14 protein-coding genes are annotated in these 16,131 nt (G+C 52.1%); 2 read left to right on the top strand and 12 right to left on the bottom strand.

The window, feature by feature from the left end; genetic code table 11:
- The first annotated feature begins 763 nt into the window (after window positions 1-763).
- Window positions 764-922 (top strand): hypothetical protein, encoded by a 159-nt coding sequence (locus METBU_RS28195; protein WP_017841764.1) that lies wholly within the window; start codon window positions 764-766, stop codon window positions 920-922.
- A 47-nt stretch (window positions 923-969) separates the two neighbouring features.
- Here the strand turns inward: METBU_RS28195 and METBU_RS0116980 are convergent, their stop codons facing one another.
- The 10 genes from METBU_RS0116980 to METBU_RS0116930 all read right to left on the bottom strand — a co-directional run bounded on the left by METBU_RS0116980 (window position 970) and on the right by METBU_RS0116930 (window position 11,788).
- Complete coding sequence (locus METBU_RS0116980; protein WP_017841763.1) at window positions 970-1,773, bottom strand: heme ABC transporter ATP-binding protein; 804 nt, start codon at window positions 1,771-1,773, stop codon at window positions 970-972.
- Window positions 1,774-2,841, bottom strand: coding sequence for a FecCD family ABC transporter permease (locus METBU_RS0116975; RefSeq protein WP_017841762.1), 1,068 nt, complete (start codon window positions 2,839-2,841; stop codon window positions 1,774-1,776).
- A complete protein-coding gene (locus METBU_RS0116970) occupies window positions 2,841-3,713 on the bottom strand; it encodes a heme/hemin ABC transporter substrate-binding protein (protein WP_017841761.1) in 873 nt (290 codons plus the stop codon). Before METBU_RS0116970 ends, METBU_RS0116975 begins: the two co-directional genes overlap by 1 nt.
- A 335-nt stretch (window positions 3,714-4,048) precedes the next feature.
- Window positions 4,049-4,597, bottom strand: a complete 549-nt coding sequence (locus tag METBU_RS24530; protein WP_017841760.1) for a HugZ family pyridoxamine 5'-phosphate oxidase — start codon at window positions 4,595-4,597, stop codon at window positions 4,049-4,051.
- A gap of 440 nt (window positions 4,598-5,037) precedes the next feature.
- A complete protein-coding gene (locus METBU_RS24525) occupies window positions 5,038-6,039 on the bottom strand; it encodes a ChuX/HutX family heme-like substrate-binding protein (RefSeq protein ID WP_051056252.1) in 1,002 nt (333 codons plus the stop codon).
- A gap of 2 nt (window positions 6,040-6,041) precedes the next feature.
- Window positions 6,042-6,320, bottom strand: a complete 279-nt coding sequence (locus METBU_RS0116955) for a hypothetical protein (protein ID WP_017841758.1) — start codon at window positions 6,318-6,320, stop codon at window positions 6,042-6,044.
- Window positions 6,321-6,877: 557 nt separating this feature from the next.
- Window positions 6,878-8,656, bottom strand: a complete 1,779-nt coding sequence (locus tag METBU_RS25440; RefSeq protein WP_017841756.1) for a Kelch repeat-containing protein — start codon at window positions 8,654-8,656, stop codon at window positions 6,878-6,880.
- A 168-nt stretch (window positions 8,657-8,824) separates the two neighbouring features.
- The gene (locus METBU_RS24515) at window positions 8,825-9,076 is read right to left on the bottom strand and encodes a pilus assembly protein (protein WP_201764870.1); all 252 of its coding nucleotides are present in this window, start codon (window positions 9,074-9,076) and stop codon (window positions 8,825-8,827) included.
- A 9-nt stretch (window positions 9,077-9,085) separates the two neighbouring features.
- Window positions 9,086-11,470 (bottom strand): TonB-dependent hemoglobin/transferrin/lactoferrin family receptor, encoded by a 2,385-nt coding sequence (locus tag METBU_RS0116935; RefSeq protein WP_017841754.1) that lies wholly within the window; start codon window positions 11,468-11,470, stop codon window positions 9,086-9,088.
- A 39-nt stretch (window positions 11,471-11,509) separates the two neighbouring features.
- On the bottom strand, window positions 11,510-11,788 hold the full coding sequence (locus METBU_RS0116930) for a hypothetical protein (protein WP_014150183.1): 279 nt from the start codon (window positions 11,786-11,788) through the stop codon (window positions 11,510-11,512).
- Window positions 11,789-12,736: 948 nt separating this feature from the next.
- Here METBU_RS0116930 and METBU_RS0116925 point away from each other — a divergent pair.
- The gene (locus METBU_RS0116925; RefSeq protein ID WP_138767249.1) at window positions 12,737-13,603 is read left to right on the top strand and encodes an expansin family protein; all 867 of its coding nucleotides are present in this window, start codon (window positions 12,737-12,739) and stop codon (window positions 13,601-13,603) included.
- A 108-nt stretch (window positions 13,604-13,711) separates the two neighbouring features.
- Here METBU_RS0116925 and METBU_RS0116920 read toward each other — a convergent pair whose 3' ends face one another.
- On the bottom strand, window positions 13,712-14,548 hold the full coding sequence (locus METBU_RS0116920) for a hypothetical protein (protein ID WP_017841752.1): 837 nt from the start codon (window positions 14,546-14,548) through the stop codon (window positions 13,712-13,714).
- 179 nt (window positions 14,549-14,727) lie between these two features.
- Window positions 14,728-15,957: a response regulator transcription factor gene (locus tag METBU_RS25435; RefSeq protein WP_017841751.1), complete on the bottom strand. Its 1,230-nt coding sequence runs from the start codon at window positions 15,955-15,957 to the stop codon at window positions 14,728-14,730.
- Between the last annotated feature and the right edge of the window lie 174 nt (window positions 15,958-16,131).

The raw sequence follows: 16,131 nt of genomic DNA, 5'->3' as shown, positions 1-16,131 counted from the left end.
AGCATGGGTTGTCCTGATTAGCAAGATGCTTCAGCTTGCCGAAGCCAAGTGTCCGAGCAGGGGGCAATCGTAGTCGCAAAAACTAAAATATGCTGTTACCCAAGCTCCATCTCTCATCGTTATACATAAATTGTAGGATCACCTAGCGTTAGGTGTCACTGCCATTAAGTTAAGGGAAGCCCGTCATTCCGCCATGGACTGGCGGAATCCAGTGCCATGGATGGCAAGCTTTTGAGGCAAAGTAGATCCTGGATACAAGCATTACTTAATTCTGTGATGGCTTAACTTAATGGCAGTGAGCGTTAAGTGCGGGATATCCGAGGGTTTTAAGTGACAATAAAGGGTATCGAGGTCTCATTGGTTAAGATTGCAAAAGGGTAATTTTTGACTTATGTATACCTTTCGCACTTCAAATTTCGGCATTAGCGTATGGAGGCGCCGGGGTGCTCGGCAAAGGCTTTGCCAGCATGGATGCTGGCATAGAGCCTACATGGACGTATTCACGGCGTCCTTTGACGGGCACCCCGACGCCGAAATTTGACTAGCAAAGGGGATAGTTTTTGTGTTCACACTTTTTAATCTCAAAATATTCTAGAAACTGTTGGTGACCATAGGCTAGAAAACGCCAGGTGCAGGGTGAGCATCGCGCACCTGGGTGGTGGGGACCTGTCTTCGGGTTCGGTAATGTGCGGTATAAAAGGAATAGACAAAGCACATTCTGAAGGTATGCTCTTAAAATTCATATTCAACCGAGGAGGAACTTATGGGACCTTACTATCGCGGCTCATCGCAAGGCGTAGGCGCTTTTTTTGATTTGTTTTATCAACATCCCATTTTGATGCTGATTTTAACCGCTGGCATTGTAGTCACAGGGATTTTTATTTACCGGAAAAGGAATCGGGATAAGATGACTCGCTTGTAATTTGTCGTTCTGTATTCGCAATTCGACTGTTAGGCAGGTGTCTGTATTCATTCGGCATTTTGCAACAAATGCGGAATCACCAGCGGACAATTCGTTTTAGTAGGGTGAACGGCTATCGTTACCGGATAGCCGAAAATTTCCATGATCAAATCGGCATCTAAAACCCGGTCCGGACTGTCGAATGCCATCAAGCGACCCGAATGCAGAACCGCAATACGGTCGGCATAGAGTGCAGCCAAATTCAAATCGTGCAGAATCGCCAGAACGCCGGCCTGAAAACGGTCGGCGAATCGTCTGGCGATCGCCAACACGCTATGCTGATGCGCAAGATCGAGCGCCGATGTCGGCTCGTCGAGCAATAAATAGCGAGGCAGATCACCGACCGGTTCCCATATCTGCGTCAAAACTCTCGCCAATTGTACGCGCTGACGCTCGCCGCCCGATAGCGTAGTATAAATTCTATCGACGAACATTTCGGTATCGGTCAATGCCATTGCTTGCCGAATGATAGCATTGTCGTGCGCCGGATCGCCGTTACGCCGATGCGGGCAGCGCCCCATCGCTACGACCTCGAGTACCGTGAACGGAAACGATAGCGTCGAGTTTTGCGGCAGCACGCCGCGCACACGGGCCAGTTCGGCTATCGGCCAATCGTCGAGCTCGGTGCCGTTCATGGTAATAAAACCGTGCCGCGGTTTCAAATCGCCGCACATTGTTTTCAGCAATGTCGACTTGCCTGCGCCGTTCGGCCCAACGACCGCGAGTACTTCGCCGGGCTTAACGCACAGCGTGATATCGTTCAACAAACGCTTGCCGCCGATGCCGACAACTATCTTACGCGCCTCCAGCATTCAGCCTCCTAGCATCCGTTGCCGATACAGTAACCACAAAAAGAACGGACTGCCCAAAACGCCGGTGACGATCCCGATCGGTATTTCGGCAGGTACGGCCAAGCTACGTGCCAGACCGTCCGATGCCAACAATAGACTGGCGCCGAGCAAAGCCGAACCCGGCAGTATAATGCGATGGTCCGGACCGAGCCTGAGCCGCAGCAAATGCGGTACGACCAGCCCTATGAAACCGATGATGCCGCCCAATGCGACGCAACAGCCCACACCGAGTGCAACCAAAACGATCACTGCGGTTTTGACGGTTTCGACCGAAAATCCGAGATGGCCGGCTTCCGCCTCGCCGAGTAATAGCGCATTCAAAGCGCTTGAAAAATACGGGAGCAGCAACAAGTTCAGCAAAAAAAACGGCAAGCCGGCGGCGACTTGACTCCAGTTAGCGCCGCCGAGACTGCCCATGCTCCAAAATGTTAAGGTACGCAATTGCTGATCGTCTGCGATCGAAGTCAACAACCCCGTTAAGGAACCTGCCAATGCGTTGACGGCGATTCCGGCCAGCAGCAGCGAAGCGATATCGAGACGGCCGCCGGAACCGGCGAAACGGTAGACCAACCAAGTCACCGCGAATCCGCCTGAAAAAGCCGCTGCAGGCAGATAATAATAACCGAGTATTTGCGCCACGTTCCGCAGCAGGCTGGTTTCGAGCACGATCGCAGCGACCGCTGCCAATGCCGCGCCGCTCGATACGCCGATCAATGCCGGGTCGGCAAGCGGGTTACGGAACAAGCCCTGCATTGCCGCTCCCGAGACGGCCAGCGTCGCGCCAATCAACACGCCGAGTGCGATACGCGGACCGCGTATCGATTCCAATACGGCGCGATGGCCGTCATCGAACGACCAGGGCAGTTGCAGACCGAAAACCTCGCTCAGAATGGCGAGTACTTGCCCCGGTGAAATCGAATAGGCGCCGATCCCGAGCGATACGACGGCCGTTACAAACAGCAGCAGCGTCAAACCGCTCAGAACTGCATAACGTTTCGTTTCGCCAGACATTGCAAACGCCGCTTTCATCATTCAGACGCCACGGTATCGACGGTGCGCAGGCGCGTCGCTAAATCCAACGCGGCTTGACCGGATCTCGGGCCGAATCCCAACAAATACAGGGCATCCATCGTTACCGCTTTGCCTAGCTTGCCGGCCGGTGTCGCACCGAAACCGGGCATGTCGAACAAGCGCTCGATGCCGCCGATCGCATTCGCTGCCATATCGGTCAACACGATCACATCCGGCGCTGCTTCGATCAAAGCTTCGCTACTTGCCGGCTTAAAGCCTTCGAAACCTTTCAAAGCATTGTCGCCGCCGGCGATACGGATCATCGCATCGGCAGGCGTTCCCTCACCCGAGACGATCGGAGCGCCGCGCGATATAGCCAGCACAAACAATACTTTCGGACGTTTCGCAATCCCGGACGTGAATCGATCGAGTCGATCGAAATCTTCCTGTACCTGTTTCGCCAAGCGCTCGCCCTGTTCGGTCGCATTCAACCATTCGGCGACGGCTCGAATTTTGGACACCACGCCGTCCGCCGAATTGTCTTCGTTAACGGTTTTGATTTCCACACCGGCTTGTCGGATCTGCTCGATAACCGTTTGCGGCCCCGAACTTTGCGTCGTCAACAATAGAGTCGGCATTAGCGACAAAATGCCTTCTGCCGAAAGATTGCGCATATAGCCTACCTGCGGTAATGCTTTCGCAGCTTCAGGCCATTGACTGGTTGTGTCGACGCCGGCCAACAGGTTTTCCGCACCGAGTGCATAGACAATTTCGGTCAATGCGCCGCCGACCGCAACGATACGCGGCTCGCTTGCCGAAGCGCCTGCAGTTACGAACACGACGCAACACATGACGGTACGGACGATCTTGAATAGTTTGTTTTTATGCATGTTGTGTTACTGACCTTGAAAGGTTTGGTCTTAAATAACTTCCCTATTTGATAGAGGGTTCGGTTGCTCGATTGACAGGTGTCGGCGGCAGGGCAGATTTTTGCTCCTGCAAAATCTGCATTCACGCCATCCTTGTCGTTTGCAGATTTTTGCTCCTGCATTGTCCTAATACACGCCACCCATGGCGTAATGCAAAATCCGCATTCATGCCATCCTTGGCAATCAGTCGCCGCCGTCAAGCCTACACGGACGTATTTACGGCGTCCTGTCAAGCGAGTTACCGAACCCTCAACAAAGCTCATAGCTCCAGGAGGTTTTTATCACGATATCCGAAATCAATGCGCCGGCATCGATTCCGGCTTGCTTTGTGCGCTGTTCCGATGCCCGGTATCGTTGACATGGCGGAATTCGTCCAAGGCTTCGCCTTCGATCGTGAAAGCGCGGGCAAAACCTTGTACAAACGATCCTTTCGTCGGATGAATACGAAACAAATGGAAGTCCTGCAATTTTTTCAGCATATCGATGAATTGCCCGAATTTCTGTTGAAACGCATCCATGACAAAATGAAATTGTTCGCTATCCCTCGCGATTTCTTCGGCCTGCCCTTGAAACGTGGCCCGTTGCCGCGCGAATAAATGCGATGCTTTATCTTCATCTTCTATGAACAACAGACTGACCTTGTCGTTCTCCGAAAGATTGCGGGTATGAGCCGCCAATTCGCTGATATAGATGTAATAATCGCCTTGGTATTTCACATAGGCTGCGTAACTGGCTTCCGGCTTACCGTCCAAACCTACGGTCGCCATCAACACCGAATCGAAAGAATCGGTCAGGCGGTTGCAGTCCTCACGGACTTGTTCAAAATCTACTGTGGTATCGTTCATGTCATTGTCTCGTTAGTTATTTCAAAAAGAATTGCCCGTTATGTTGTTGAATTTACGATGGTCGGCATAGCGAAATTTGGGTTGATAAACATTCAACCTAAAAAGAGCAGTTGAGAGCCCCAAACTACCGTTCGCCCTGACCCCTTCGTCTACGCTCAGGAGAGCCCTGTCGAAGGGTGATGGATAGTTTGAGGCTTCACCAGGCCGGTGAAAGTGTTGTAGCCCCTTCATGCTTCGACTTGGCTCAGCACGAACGGTCTACAACACATGCCAACGTAAGTATTCAGACCCCGTTGGCAAATTACCGCAATCCAGGCGTATTGTTGGCATCCCACTTTGAAAAAGGGGGATTGAGGGGGATTTATTTAAAAAATCTCCCCTAGCCCCTCTTTTTCAAAGAGGGGGACTGAATACTTACATGCCAACTGCTCTTTTCAGGTTCAAACATCCGTCGTAAAGCATTCGCCCAAATCCGCATGCTCGAAGAGAATCATCGCGATATGACGCCCGGCGGCATCGTAAAGCTCCAGAGTATTGACCGAAGTATTACCTGCCCGCCGTTCGGCCAGACGAAGCTCCGCCAACGCGTCTTCCTTCAAATGCAGGTTGAAACCGTCGTCGAGCACGTTGAACCAGGGGCCGGTGATCATCAGTTTCTCGATCGGGCCCGAATGAACCTGCAGCGCGCCGGCATTGCCTACTAAAACGGTCAAACCGGCGCCGATTTCTGACGCTTTTTCCATGAAACGCCGAAACGACGAGGGCGGCAGTCGTTCGGTTTGCAGCGGCTCGGTGCTTTGATAAGGCACGGCTCCACAGGCGATCAAACGCTCATGCCATGCCTGTCCTAGCCTATCGTTGCCGGCCACGGCGGCTACCGAATCAATGTTTAGCACCGGAGGTTCGACATATTGCCGTTGGGATTGATCTTCGGAGCGGTAACGTTCGATCAAGGCCCGGTAGGCCGGTATACATCTGCTTTCGGTCATGTAAATCTTATGCACGGCAGTACCGTCGCGATCGAAAAAATGCAGACTGTCGCGAGCTCCCTGACGAGTTTGTTCGGTCACGGCGAAAGCAGAATGCCAATGGCGAAAATCCAAAAACAGGTCGATGTTTTCACCCTGAATCTGTCCGCCGGTATCGGTCAGCCGGATACTTTGGTAAAAACCGGTTTTTTCGTGCACCGCATCATCGTTGCGTGTCAACGCAAGCACCGGGCCAAGGGATTGGATTCCGTTCAACAGACTGAGCCAATCGGCCTCAAGACGAGTCGCGTTTTCTCCGCAGCCGGTCGCCAGGAGTTCGACCTCGCTGACTTCCAAAGCGGAAGCGGCCTCCCTAATCCGCAATTGCGGCCTGTTCTCGCGTAGTTCGTCCCAGCGGCGTTTTAACGCCTCGGGAGAAATCGAGTTCGTTCGACTATCGTTTGCTTGGCACATGATCATTCCTCTTGCGAATTTTCGTAACCGGACGACTGAGTCTGCGTACAGCGGTCTATCCATGCAATGCAGCGCCAAACTCCTGCCAGGCGTATGAAACCGCAGCGCTGTTCAGGCGTTCCGTCGAAGTCGGGATGGCCGATCAGTGCGTCGATCAGTTCGACTACCGCCTGCGATATGAACCATACTCGTTGCGTGAGATATAGGTGCATGTACAGCCGAATTTCCTTCTCGATTTCGGCGGGACCGGGGCTAGCCGGTTGCGTCTGTATTCGATACATTTCATCCTCCGGGCGCTTAGGCGCTTTTAGATTAAAATATGGCCCTAGCCGGGCCGAATTGTCCGGTGCGGGGTTGATAGGGTTTAGCCTAAAATCGCAGACACATTTTGTCTGCGCCGCCAACCGATCAAGCCCAGCACGCTCGAACTCAACAGCCAGGCGAAGGCTGGAACGGGAACCTCGGTAATAATGCGTACCATTTGGCGTATAAGCTCCCGTCGCCGCCTCGAGTCCAACTACCCAAAATGGCTTCATGGGAATTATCGAAACCGTAGGCGAGTACATAGGATTAGAGATCTCTGGAAAAGATCGGCCGCAGCTATACCTTTCGCACTTCAAGTTTCGGCAGTGCCTGAGGAGGCGCCGGGGTGTGTGGCAAAGGCTTTGCCAGCATGGAGCTGGCATAGAGCCTACAGGGATGTATTCACGGCGTCCTTTGACGGACACCCCGGCGCCGAATTTTGATCTGCGATGGGTATAGACCGGCATAGCCGGCCAATACGGCGATACAGCTTTTTTTATTAACTGAGTCATGAATAACACCCTCGCTTTATCACTTAGGGGCATGCTTGGTTCCAATAATCACTCCATTGGCGCCGATATTCCCTTATATTTCTGGCGATAGGCGCACCGTCTTCGGTTAAATCGCAATTCCAGTAAGCCGTTCCGGCTCTACAAGCACGGGCAAACAAATTGACATCGCGATTAGTGAATCGTCCGTCCCCATCTAAATCGCAGGTTTGGTCTTCTTCCAGCCAGGGTTTCCAGGTGCCATCCAGTTCCCATGCCGTTATTGCCGATTGCTCAGTTTGTTGAGCTGCATCGATGACGTAGATTTTTCCATCGGTCGCGAACGATACCGGCTCGGCTATCTCTTTAGGCAAATTCGGGCCGATTTGCCAAGTATTGGACACCGGGTCATAGATTTCGACTTTATCCGACTTGGCCAAGCCGCCGGCGCTATTAACGGAGCGTCCGCCGATTAGATAGATTTTTCCATCCAACACCGGGGCCTGTATACCGCTTTGAAATGCCCTCGGCGTCGGCATCGGAGTCATGGCTCTCGTCTCCCAGCGATTGAGCTCAAAATCGTAGGCCGCAATCGCACCGAATAGTCTATTTCTTTGCAACACGCCGCCGCCTAGAAGATATGCGTGGGCTTTGCCGTCGATAGAGACAGCGGCCAAGGCGGCGCCTTCGCGCCGATTAATACCGGGTATGTTGCGATGCCTTTTCCATTCATTAGTTTCGGGATTAAAGCTTTCGAGACGATTGATCAATCTGCTTGTGCCATTCGGCCGGGTTTGTTTGCCGCCGAAGACAAATATCTCCCCTCGATCCGTAGTTAGCGCAGTTGCCTCGAACCGGGATGTCGGCATGGCATCAAGTTCAGACTGTTCCACAAGATGATCTTCATTTAACTCGTAAACTCTAGTCGTTTCCATACCCAAGATATAAAGCTTACCGTCTGTAATCGTACTTACGTATTCTTTTAGACTGGATAAAATCCCAGTATCGGTCACTGCAAAACTTCTGTTTGCGTTTTCAGGTAGCAAGTAGGCTTTTTCGCCAATCTGGGCCAATAGACTTGGTACATCGTTCAGCATATCCACGACAGCAAGGTCTAATCGGGTCCATGCAGGCGAATCCGGCGTTGTATCGGGATCCGGTGTCGGCCCAGGCTCAAGATCATGATCAAAAAGAGAAGCCGCGGCAATATCGATCGCAACCTGAGTTAGGCTTTGATGTGGTGGACTATTGAATGAAAAATTATATGTGACAGGTTCTGCAGGTAAGTCCCAGATAGCCAGGTAGTGTACTAAATCGGTTGGGCCCATAGAGCTTGGGAAGGCATCATCATAAAACGTTTTCTCGGTAAAGGTAGGCGCCAAATTGTTTAATTTAATCGAGTCATAATTCATCTGTATGCCCGAAGCTTCGAATTGCAGAACAGCTCGAACCTGTCCCATACCGACGTTACCGGTAACCGAGAAATTATAGTTTTGAGGAACCGAAAAACTGTAAAGGTTTCCCGAGCCGGCAACAAAAGTCCCGGCACTCCAAGCGGCAAAAGCATCGGAGACATTGGCTTCGCCGACGTCCGGAGCTGCGGTGCGGTCGGTTGCAGTACCATAGGAAGCATCGATGAAGGTATCCCATTCGGCGTAGAGCGTACCGGCATCGCCGCGCGCCCATCCGCCCCAAGATGCCGCATGCGGGGCATCGAAACCGTATCCCGGATTGTAAGGATTCGGGCCGTTTTGTATATCGGCCGCAGCCAGGCCGGATACGCTTAAAAATGCTGCGCTTAAAGTTAATATCAATAAAGTTTTCATTCTTTATCCTCGTAAATGAAAGTTAAAAACCCTTTTCTTAACCTCAAAGACGCAGGGCGAGTCGGTACAAATTTTTAAAGCCGCTTTGATTCGATCCCGAACAGTCAATCCGCAACTCTATCGAAGACATGGGAGGCGCGGCGGCAAGACGCCATTGAAAAGAATTTGTTAGCGCCTCGATTCGCACCGGATGGATTCGAGTGCATGACTGCCGGTTTCCTTGCCGGCATTTAGCGAGTCATCACCGGGCCGAAAATCGACAACATAACGGTATTGTTTGCCGCAATGCAGAATCACCTCTTTTTGTCCTCGTTTGAGAATGCGCATCTCGATGCGCATATCGGCATAGCCTTCATGCGTGAATAATTCGTCGAATAGCGACGACAATTTTTGTTTAATGTCTTGGTAGCTTGACTGCATCGCCATATCTCAAAATGCTATTTTCAACGTCGCGCCGACGTTGCGCCCCGGTCGCGAATAACGCTTCCAGAAATCGGCGTTCGCGTAGGCTCCGAAGGTTGCATGCGGGTCGCCGGCCCGCGTATTGATGTCTTCCCAGTCGATATAGGTTTTGTCGAACAAATTGAACACGCCGACGTTAACCGAAACATGATCGTTGAAACGATAGTAGCCGTTAAAGTCGACGACGCCGTATCCTCGGGGCAGGAATTGCGCATCGTCCGGCGCGGTCTTCGGACGCTTGGCGTCGACCAAGGTTAATATCAATTCAGAACCCCAGATTCCCGAAGGTTCTTCGTAGCGCAGACCGATCACGCCTTTGGCGGGGCTGATGCCGCGTAAGGACACGTCGTTCAAGGAACCGGTTTCGAGATTGACGCCCTCTGCATACGATCCGCTGGCTATTAAACTCGCTCCTTCCAAAGTTTCATGAAACCAATCCAAGTAAAGTTGGCTTTTGAATTCGACGCCCTGAATCCGAATATCGTCAGGGTTATTGATTTGCTGAAATGTCAATCTTGGCGTATCGCCGTAGGCCAAACAGAATCCGGTCTCGGCCGAAGGCACGCAAACCGTGTCCAAAAATAAAAAATTCTTGTAATCGTTGCGAAAAAAAGTCAGATCGAACGTTCCGGCCGCACCTTTGCCGCGCAAACCGATCTCGAATCCGGTGCTGGTTTCGGGTGTCAGATTGAAGTTCGGGATTGTTTGATAACCGAATTGATCGTTGACGAAACCGGCGTTGCTTTCGCCAAAATTCGGGCCTCGGAACCCTTCCGCATATTGCCCGTGAATCGTTAATTCATCGGTGATATGAAATAACGCGCCCAACTTAGGCAGAATCTTGTACTCGTCGAGTTCAGTCGGCTGCACCTTCGACGTCGCATCGTATAGCGAGTCTTTTTGCGGCTTTAAAGAGTAGAGCTCAATGCGTACGCCGGGAATCAACTCTACGCGCCGATCGAGAAACGTGATGCTGTCTTGAAGATAAGCTCCCGCCTTCGTCACGATACTTTCAGGAAAATCGCGCACCGGAAACGTGTCGGGCGCGACGGTTTTCGAAACGGTACCCGGTTGAATGAACGGCGGTCTACCGCTGATATAGGTTATTGTGCCGTCCCGCTTTTGCGTAATCGTGTTCATGCTGATTTGACCGCCGTATTGCAGTGCATGATCGAAAATACCGGTCGAGAAATGTTTGTCGAAGCGAATTTCTCCGCCGATATCGTCGTTATCGAAGCTGAAAATACGGTGGATTAAATGGCGTTTATTCAGCGGATTGTCGCGATCTTGCCAAGTCTCTTGTGTCGCCGCAGTTTTTTGCCGGTATACGCGCCAGAATGCGCTATCGAATACCGCAAAACCGAGACGGTCGAGCGTATGATCCAATGAGATCCGCCAACGCGTTTGTCTGTCATCGGTGATCAGGCTGAAGATTTTCGTGTTCGGCGGAAAACCGATGCCCAATGGATCTCTGGCATGATAAGCGTCGAGCTCGGACTCGCTGTGCATCCACTCGCCGGTCAAGCGCAGTACGTTGTCCTCGTCGAAGCGGTAGAGCAGCTTGCCGAGTCCGTTGTAGACTTCGTTGTCTTGCGGGCTTGGCGCGGTCCGTCTTGGATTCAGCTCTTTGTTGTCGCCTTTCGTGTCGGTTTCTCGGCTTTCGGAATGCGTTAACAACAGCAAACTCTCGAAACCCATCGATTCGCCGGCTAAGGTTGCGGTTTTCAAGAAGCTGCGGTCGGTCGAGTTGTAGCCGAGCTTGGCGTCGGCATAATAATCGTTGCCGAATGTGTCGAGGTAATCGCGCGGATCTTTGGTGACAAAGCCGACCGTGCCGCCCAGCGCATCGCCGCCGTATTGGGCAGCCCCTGCTCCTCGGATAATTTCGACCGATTTCAGCGCATCCATATCGACCATGTTTCGCGTCGCCGATGCGAACGAGCCGATCGAAAAAGCGTCCGGCAAACGGACGCCGTCGACTTGCATCAACACGCGGTTGCCGCCGAGACCGCGAATCGTAAAGCCGGTCGCGCCGAAACGCTGCGGATCGTTGCCGACGTTGACGCCCGGCTCGTAACGGATCAGATCTTTGATGCTACGGACCATTCGCCGTTCGATCGTTTCGGCGTCGATTACCGAAGCGGTACCCGGCTCTTCATCCAACGGACGAGCGCTTGAAGTGCCTTCGACAATCATCGTATCGAGCTCCACCGTATCTTTCATCGCGGCCTTCTCATCGGCAATCGCCGGCGCATTCGCCAATAGTACGCAAAAGCAAGCGCATGCGGTTTTCGAATATTTGCAGTTTAGCGGCGCAGGACATAGCCGAATAAACGAAAAGGCGTTTAACATGTTGGCGAGTGAATTTTTTAGGTTTCATCCTGAACAAACTCAGTGTAATTGAGTGCGCTTGCGGTTTTGTTGCCGCTTTTCCAGCAATGTCTGCGTCACTTGTTGCCAATGATTGAGTAATTGCCGATACATTTGTTGGCCCGTGGGCAGTTGTTCCAGCTCGGACTCGGTAATGAGTCGGCGTAGTTGATTGACGATCATGTGCGCCAGTTTCGGGCAATGATGTCCGTTACTGAATTGGGTGATTAGCATTAACGTGCTCGCATGAAGATGTGTAATTTCATGCAGAGCCGATGTTTCCGATTGATTTTCCAACATGACATCCTCATTCGAGTAAGCAAAAAAAATTGGCGCACGCAGTGTGCGATATGTTTAAGAGAGACAAGCATCGTGCGCCAAACGATAGTCAGGAGAGGTCAAATATCTATCGTAGCGCTAATAATAATGATTCTCATTTATATGTCAACAAAAATATATCCCTTCGCTCAAACATCGACTCCGGGAAATCCGTGAATACGTCCCTGTAGATATTCTATGCTTCCTCACCTAAAGCTCACTGCCATTAAGTTAAGGGAAGCCCGTCATTCCGCCATGGACTGGCGGAATCCAGCGCCATGGATGGCAAGCTTTTGAGGCAAAGTAGATCCTGGATACAAGCATTACTTAATTCTATGATGGCTTAACTGGCTTCCCACTTAAGGCGCATAGGTATCTACACAAGTTTTCAGCTTTATAAAACAATTAGTTAAGTTAATTCTTCTGTGATCTAGGATAAAAAAGTAGATTAAAAACCTCAATTTTTAGTCCCTATCTTCATAATAAACCAGAAGAAACTTTATAACAGCATGATTTTAAATGATAAAGATGTGTAGATACTTATGCTTAAGGCGGGACAAAAGCACTAAGGATTAACCGTTCGCCCTGAGCCTGTCGAAGGGTGGACGGTTAATCCGCCCATGGTTCGACAGGCTCACCACGAACGGATTAACCTTAAACTGTCCCGCGTTAAGTGAGTAGCCGCTTACCTTAATGGCAGTGCACCTAAAGCTAGGTGAGGAACGAACGCCTTTTATGTCGTGTAGCTGGGCACCAACAGAACAGTAGGCGCTTAGACGATGCAGTAGCGGGTATCTGTTCAACGCCGCTCATATCGACCAGATGAGCTGGTATACGAGCGTTCCCAGCGCGGTCACGACCGTGATAAGCAGCGGCACTCATGAGATCGCCGCGATCGGTAACGCCCCATGGACATCCGGCGTTCCAACCATGTTGAAAATATCAAAACCGAACAACAAGGATTTTTATTATTTGTCTTACCGTCAGGCCATTGGTGATTACGGGCAGCTGTCGACAAACTTCACGCGCGGCATCAACATTCACCGCTATCGAGGCAGCGGCTATGCGGCCACGACACATCTGCAAACCCTGAGCGATGGCGGCGTGTTCAACGACGACGTGAACGGCATAACCGTGCAGCAGATCGCCCGCAACGGCAACACTGCAACGGTGCAGGTCAGCTTCGGCTGCGCAGCGACCGCGCCGCAAGTTTCGGTCGCTCCGGTAGCCCTGGCCTTGCGCTCCGGTCAATCGGTCAACTTTTCGGTTTCGGTGACGAATCAGGACAGCACGAGCTGCGGCTCGGGCAGCTATGCCATCGACTATGAAGGCTACTTGCCGGGCAGCGTGACACCGGCTGAACAAATACTAAATGCCGGACAAACCGGCAATGCGACGCTGCAGGCCGATGCCGGCGGCGCGCTCGAGGGCAGCTATCCGGTCGATGTGATCGTGACCGCATTGAATGCCGACGATCCGAATCTCGCCCACACGACCGGCAGCGCGACTGTGATCGTCGACGGCACGCCGCCGAACGTGCCTGCGGGCTTGACCGCATCGGTCGATAAACAAGGCCGCGTCAATCTGTCCTGGCAGGCTTCGACCGACGCGCTGTCGGGCCTCGCGGGCTATACCGTGTACCGCGACGGCGCGATAATCGCGAACGTGACCAACACCGGATTTACCGACAGCAACACGACTTCGGGCACCGTCTATAGTTATTCAGCCGGCGCCAGCGATGCGGCCGGCAGCACGAAAAGCGGTGGTGGCGGCAACAATGGAAGAGGCAAGAAGTAAACCGGCCACAGAACGATAGGCATGAAAAAACCGGGGTTCGGTCGTCGACCGAGACCCCGGCTGTATTTTTACTTATCCCTGGTAATTATTTTTCGTCAAGTTTGTTTGTCAATCCAATGGGCAGCTATCTTCGACACGTTCGCCACTGAAATTGACATCCGGGTGGGCTCCACTCAGTAAATCACCGACCGCGTTGAAGGCATCGCCGCCATAGTATTGCGGAGCATTCAACACTTGTCCCAAAGTAGGATTAGCTGTGGCCCCGTCCCTGACTCCTAGTTTGCTCAATTTTGGATAGTAACCCAAAGCGACAGAGAAAAGATCAGATGGGGCGTAGCCGGTCACTGCCCAAGAGTCATAGTGGTGTTCTTGCCGCCAGTAGCCGGGCGAGCACCATTGTCCATCGTCTTGAGCATCATCCGGATTCCAGCAGAACGTGACATGGCTGATGTCTTTATTTCCATACCCATAAAGCCTGGTATCGGACATCGCTTGCGGATCGTAGAACCAGACGTTCGCACCCGTTCCCGCTTTGACGATCACCGCGCCGATGCCATTTGGCGACGAACTCCAGTCGAAGATTTGGCCATTGCTGTCTGAAATCGTGATCGTGTTGCTGTGCACGAGATTACCGTCCAAATCGTAAAAATTGGCGGTTTCGCTGCCGTTCGGCGCGCCTTCGCATTCAGTGGTTCCATCCGGCTTAACAAAAGTAAAAGTTGGACAATTACCAGCTTCTTCTTCATTCCATTTATATGAGTAAACATAATCTCCGATTTGCTTGCATTCGGCTCCTGCATTCCCGGATTGCCAGTTGTCGCTGTGATAGACAACCGGATTTTCGACAACCGTAATTTCTTCTGCGAACGCTGCGCCGCCAATGCCGAGCGTCAACGCCGACGCGAACAATGCGATCGCGATTTTGTTGTGTTGTAACGTTTTCATGATAAACCCCCTTAGGTTTAATTCGAATTCCTTTCGTTGATTAGTGCGATCGAGCAATTCCGCTCGATCGCGTTATTTCCAGAAACTTTCAAAAACTGCAGGGGCAGTGTTCCATAAATGTGACGAAGTTCACATTACCCGAATGGGTAGCTTGATGCACGTGTCGCGACTCGGCAACGTCAGCGCGGGAAATTAGACTTGGCGGCCAGTTGGCTACGGCGTTGAATGCCGAGTTTATTGAAGATATGCTTGAGATGCATCTTGACGGTTTCCGGGCTGATCTGAAGTTGCCTGCCGATCTCCTTGTTCGTCAGGCCCTCCGCGACCAGCCGGGCAATGTTTTGTTCGCGCTCGGTCATCGAAGCACAATCATCGTGCCAAGAGTCTTCCGGTTTTTGTTCGCCGTGAATCTTCGTCAATTCCTGCAGCGCTCTTTGCAGCATCTGACGGGGCAGCCAATGCTCGCCCTCGCTGACGGCTAGGATGGCCTTTTTTAATACATCGGTCGAATCGAGCGTCGACAGACGACCGAATACCTCATAACTCAACGTCTCGTTGAAAAAATCCGGCGCGTCGAGATGGGTCAATAGCATGATTTTGAGCTCCCGATCCGCTTGTCTGATCGTTCTCAACCAGTCGTCTAGCGTTCCTTCGATCGACGTAAGGTCGAGCAGCAATAGCTTCGGCTCGATTAGGCTCAATAAGGTCGGCACGAAGGTCAGTTCGTCGATGAATTGCCCGATCACTCGGATCCGATCTTCGCGATCAAATAATTGGGCAATTTGAGTGCCGAAGCCTTTCCGCGCTGAAACGATCAACACGGTGCAAACCGGGGCCGTGGCGTTTTGCGGCGCCTGTGCGATCGCTGTTGTGTCGATACGGCCGATTGAACCGCAACGCCCTTCCGTAACAGGGCAGACCCGATCCTGCGGCGCCATCGCGGAATCGGGTTGCTTCGCGCATTCCGGGGAGCGATTGCCGTCTTCGAGAGCCAATACCTGCTTGATACGGTCTTCGACGACTTCGAATGGCACGGCTTGCTCCAAAAAGCCCGAATCATTAGGAGCATCGAAGGCATGGACTTGTTGATGTACCGCTTTGTTGAGCAGACAGACGACCGGAATGTCGATATTGTCGCGTCGACGCTGCAAGAACTCCCGAATCGGCAGACAGGAGCCCGGACAATCGATCAGGATCAAACGCGGATCGGTGCCGGCGAGGGGTCGAAAGTCGGCATTGGGCGAGACATTGAAGGCGGCATAGCCTTGTTGTCTGAGCCGCCGGGTCAACTCAGCCGCATGATCATCGTTCTGCGAAACAATCATGATCTGTTTGTCCTGATTGCTTCGTTTCGATAGAACGTCGCTACGACTATCTTTTTCGGCCCCTTCGGCTGATCGCTTGGTCATTACTTCCCCAATGTTGGCGTCGAACCCGATACAAGCTCGCGCTCGATCATCGAAGGGTCCATGAAAAGAAGTCTGTCATACAGGCCGTGGCCGATTATAGAGTCAACTCAGCCTGCGATCAATTTCTTAAGCTTGATTACCTGACAAGGGGCCACGCCGGTGAAAGCACGGCGA

This window comes from Methylotuvimicrobium buryatense 5G (assembly GCF_000341735.1).
GTDB lineage: Bacteria > Pseudomonadota > Gammaproteobacteria > Methylococcales > Methylomonadaceae > Methylotuvimicrobium > Methylotuvimicrobium buryatense.
Note: the sequence above shows the minus strand (reverse complement) of the source record. Positions and strands in the feature narration are given on the sequence as shown.

Excerpts from the sequence above, each read along its gene's own strand:
- METBU_RS24530 (WP_017841760.1), bottom strand. The coding sequence starts at position 4,597 with ATGAACGATACCACAGTAGATTTTGAACAAGTCCGTGAGGACTGCAAC.
- METBU_RS0116930 (WP_014150183.1), bottom strand. The coding sequence starts at position 11,788 with ATGTTGGAAAATCAATCGGAAACATCGGCTCTGCATGAAATTACACAT.
- METBU_RS0116925 (WP_138767249.1), top strand. The coding sequence starts at position 12,737 with ATGTTGAAAATATCAAAACCGAACAACAAGGATTTTTATTATTTGTCT.
- METBU_RS0116975 (WP_017841762.1), bottom strand. The coding sequence starts at position 2,841 with ATGAAAGCGGCGTTTGCAATGTCTGGCGAAACGAAACGTTATGCAGTT.
- METBU_RS0116955 (WP_017841758.1), bottom strand. The coding sequence starts at position 6,320 with ATGTATCGAATACAGACGCAACCGGCTAGCCCCGGTCCCGCCGAAATC.
- METBU_RS0116970 (WP_017841761.1), bottom strand. The coding sequence starts at position 3,713 with ATGCATAAAAACAAACTATTCAAGATCGTCCGTACCGTCATGTGTTGC.
- METBU_RS24515 (WP_201764870.1), bottom strand. The coding sequence starts at position 9,076 with ATGCAGTCAAGCTACCAAGACATTAAACAAAAATTGTCGTCGCTATTC.
- METBU_RS25440 (WP_017841756.1), bottom strand. The coding sequence starts at position 8,656 with ATGAAAACTTTATTGATATTAACTTTAAGCGCAGCATTTTTAAGCGTA.
- METBU_RS0116920 (WP_017841752.1), bottom strand. The coding sequence starts at position 14,548 with ATGAAAACGTTACAACACAACAAAATCGCGATCGCATTGTTCGCGTCG.
- METBU_RS0116980 (WP_017841763.1), bottom strand. The coding sequence starts at position 1,773 with ATGCTGGAGGCGCGTAAGATAGTTGTCGGCATCGGCGGCAAGCGTTTG.
- METBU_RS28195 (WP_017841764.1), top strand. The coding sequence starts at position 764 with ATGGGACCTTACTATCGCGGCTCATCGCAAGGCGTAGGCGCTTTTTTT.
- METBU_RS24525 (WP_051056252.1), bottom strand. The coding sequence starts at position 6,039 with ATGTGCCAAGCAAACGATAGTCGAACGAACTCGATTTCTCCCGAGGCG.
- METBU_RS25435 (WP_017841751.1), bottom strand. The coding sequence starts at position 15,957 with ATGACCAAGCGATCAGCCGAAGGGGCCGAAAAAGATAGTCGTAGCGAC.
- METBU_RS0116935 (WP_017841754.1), bottom strand. The coding sequence starts at position 11,470 with ATGTTAAACGCCTTTTCGTTTATTCGGCTATGTCCTGCGCCGCTAAAC.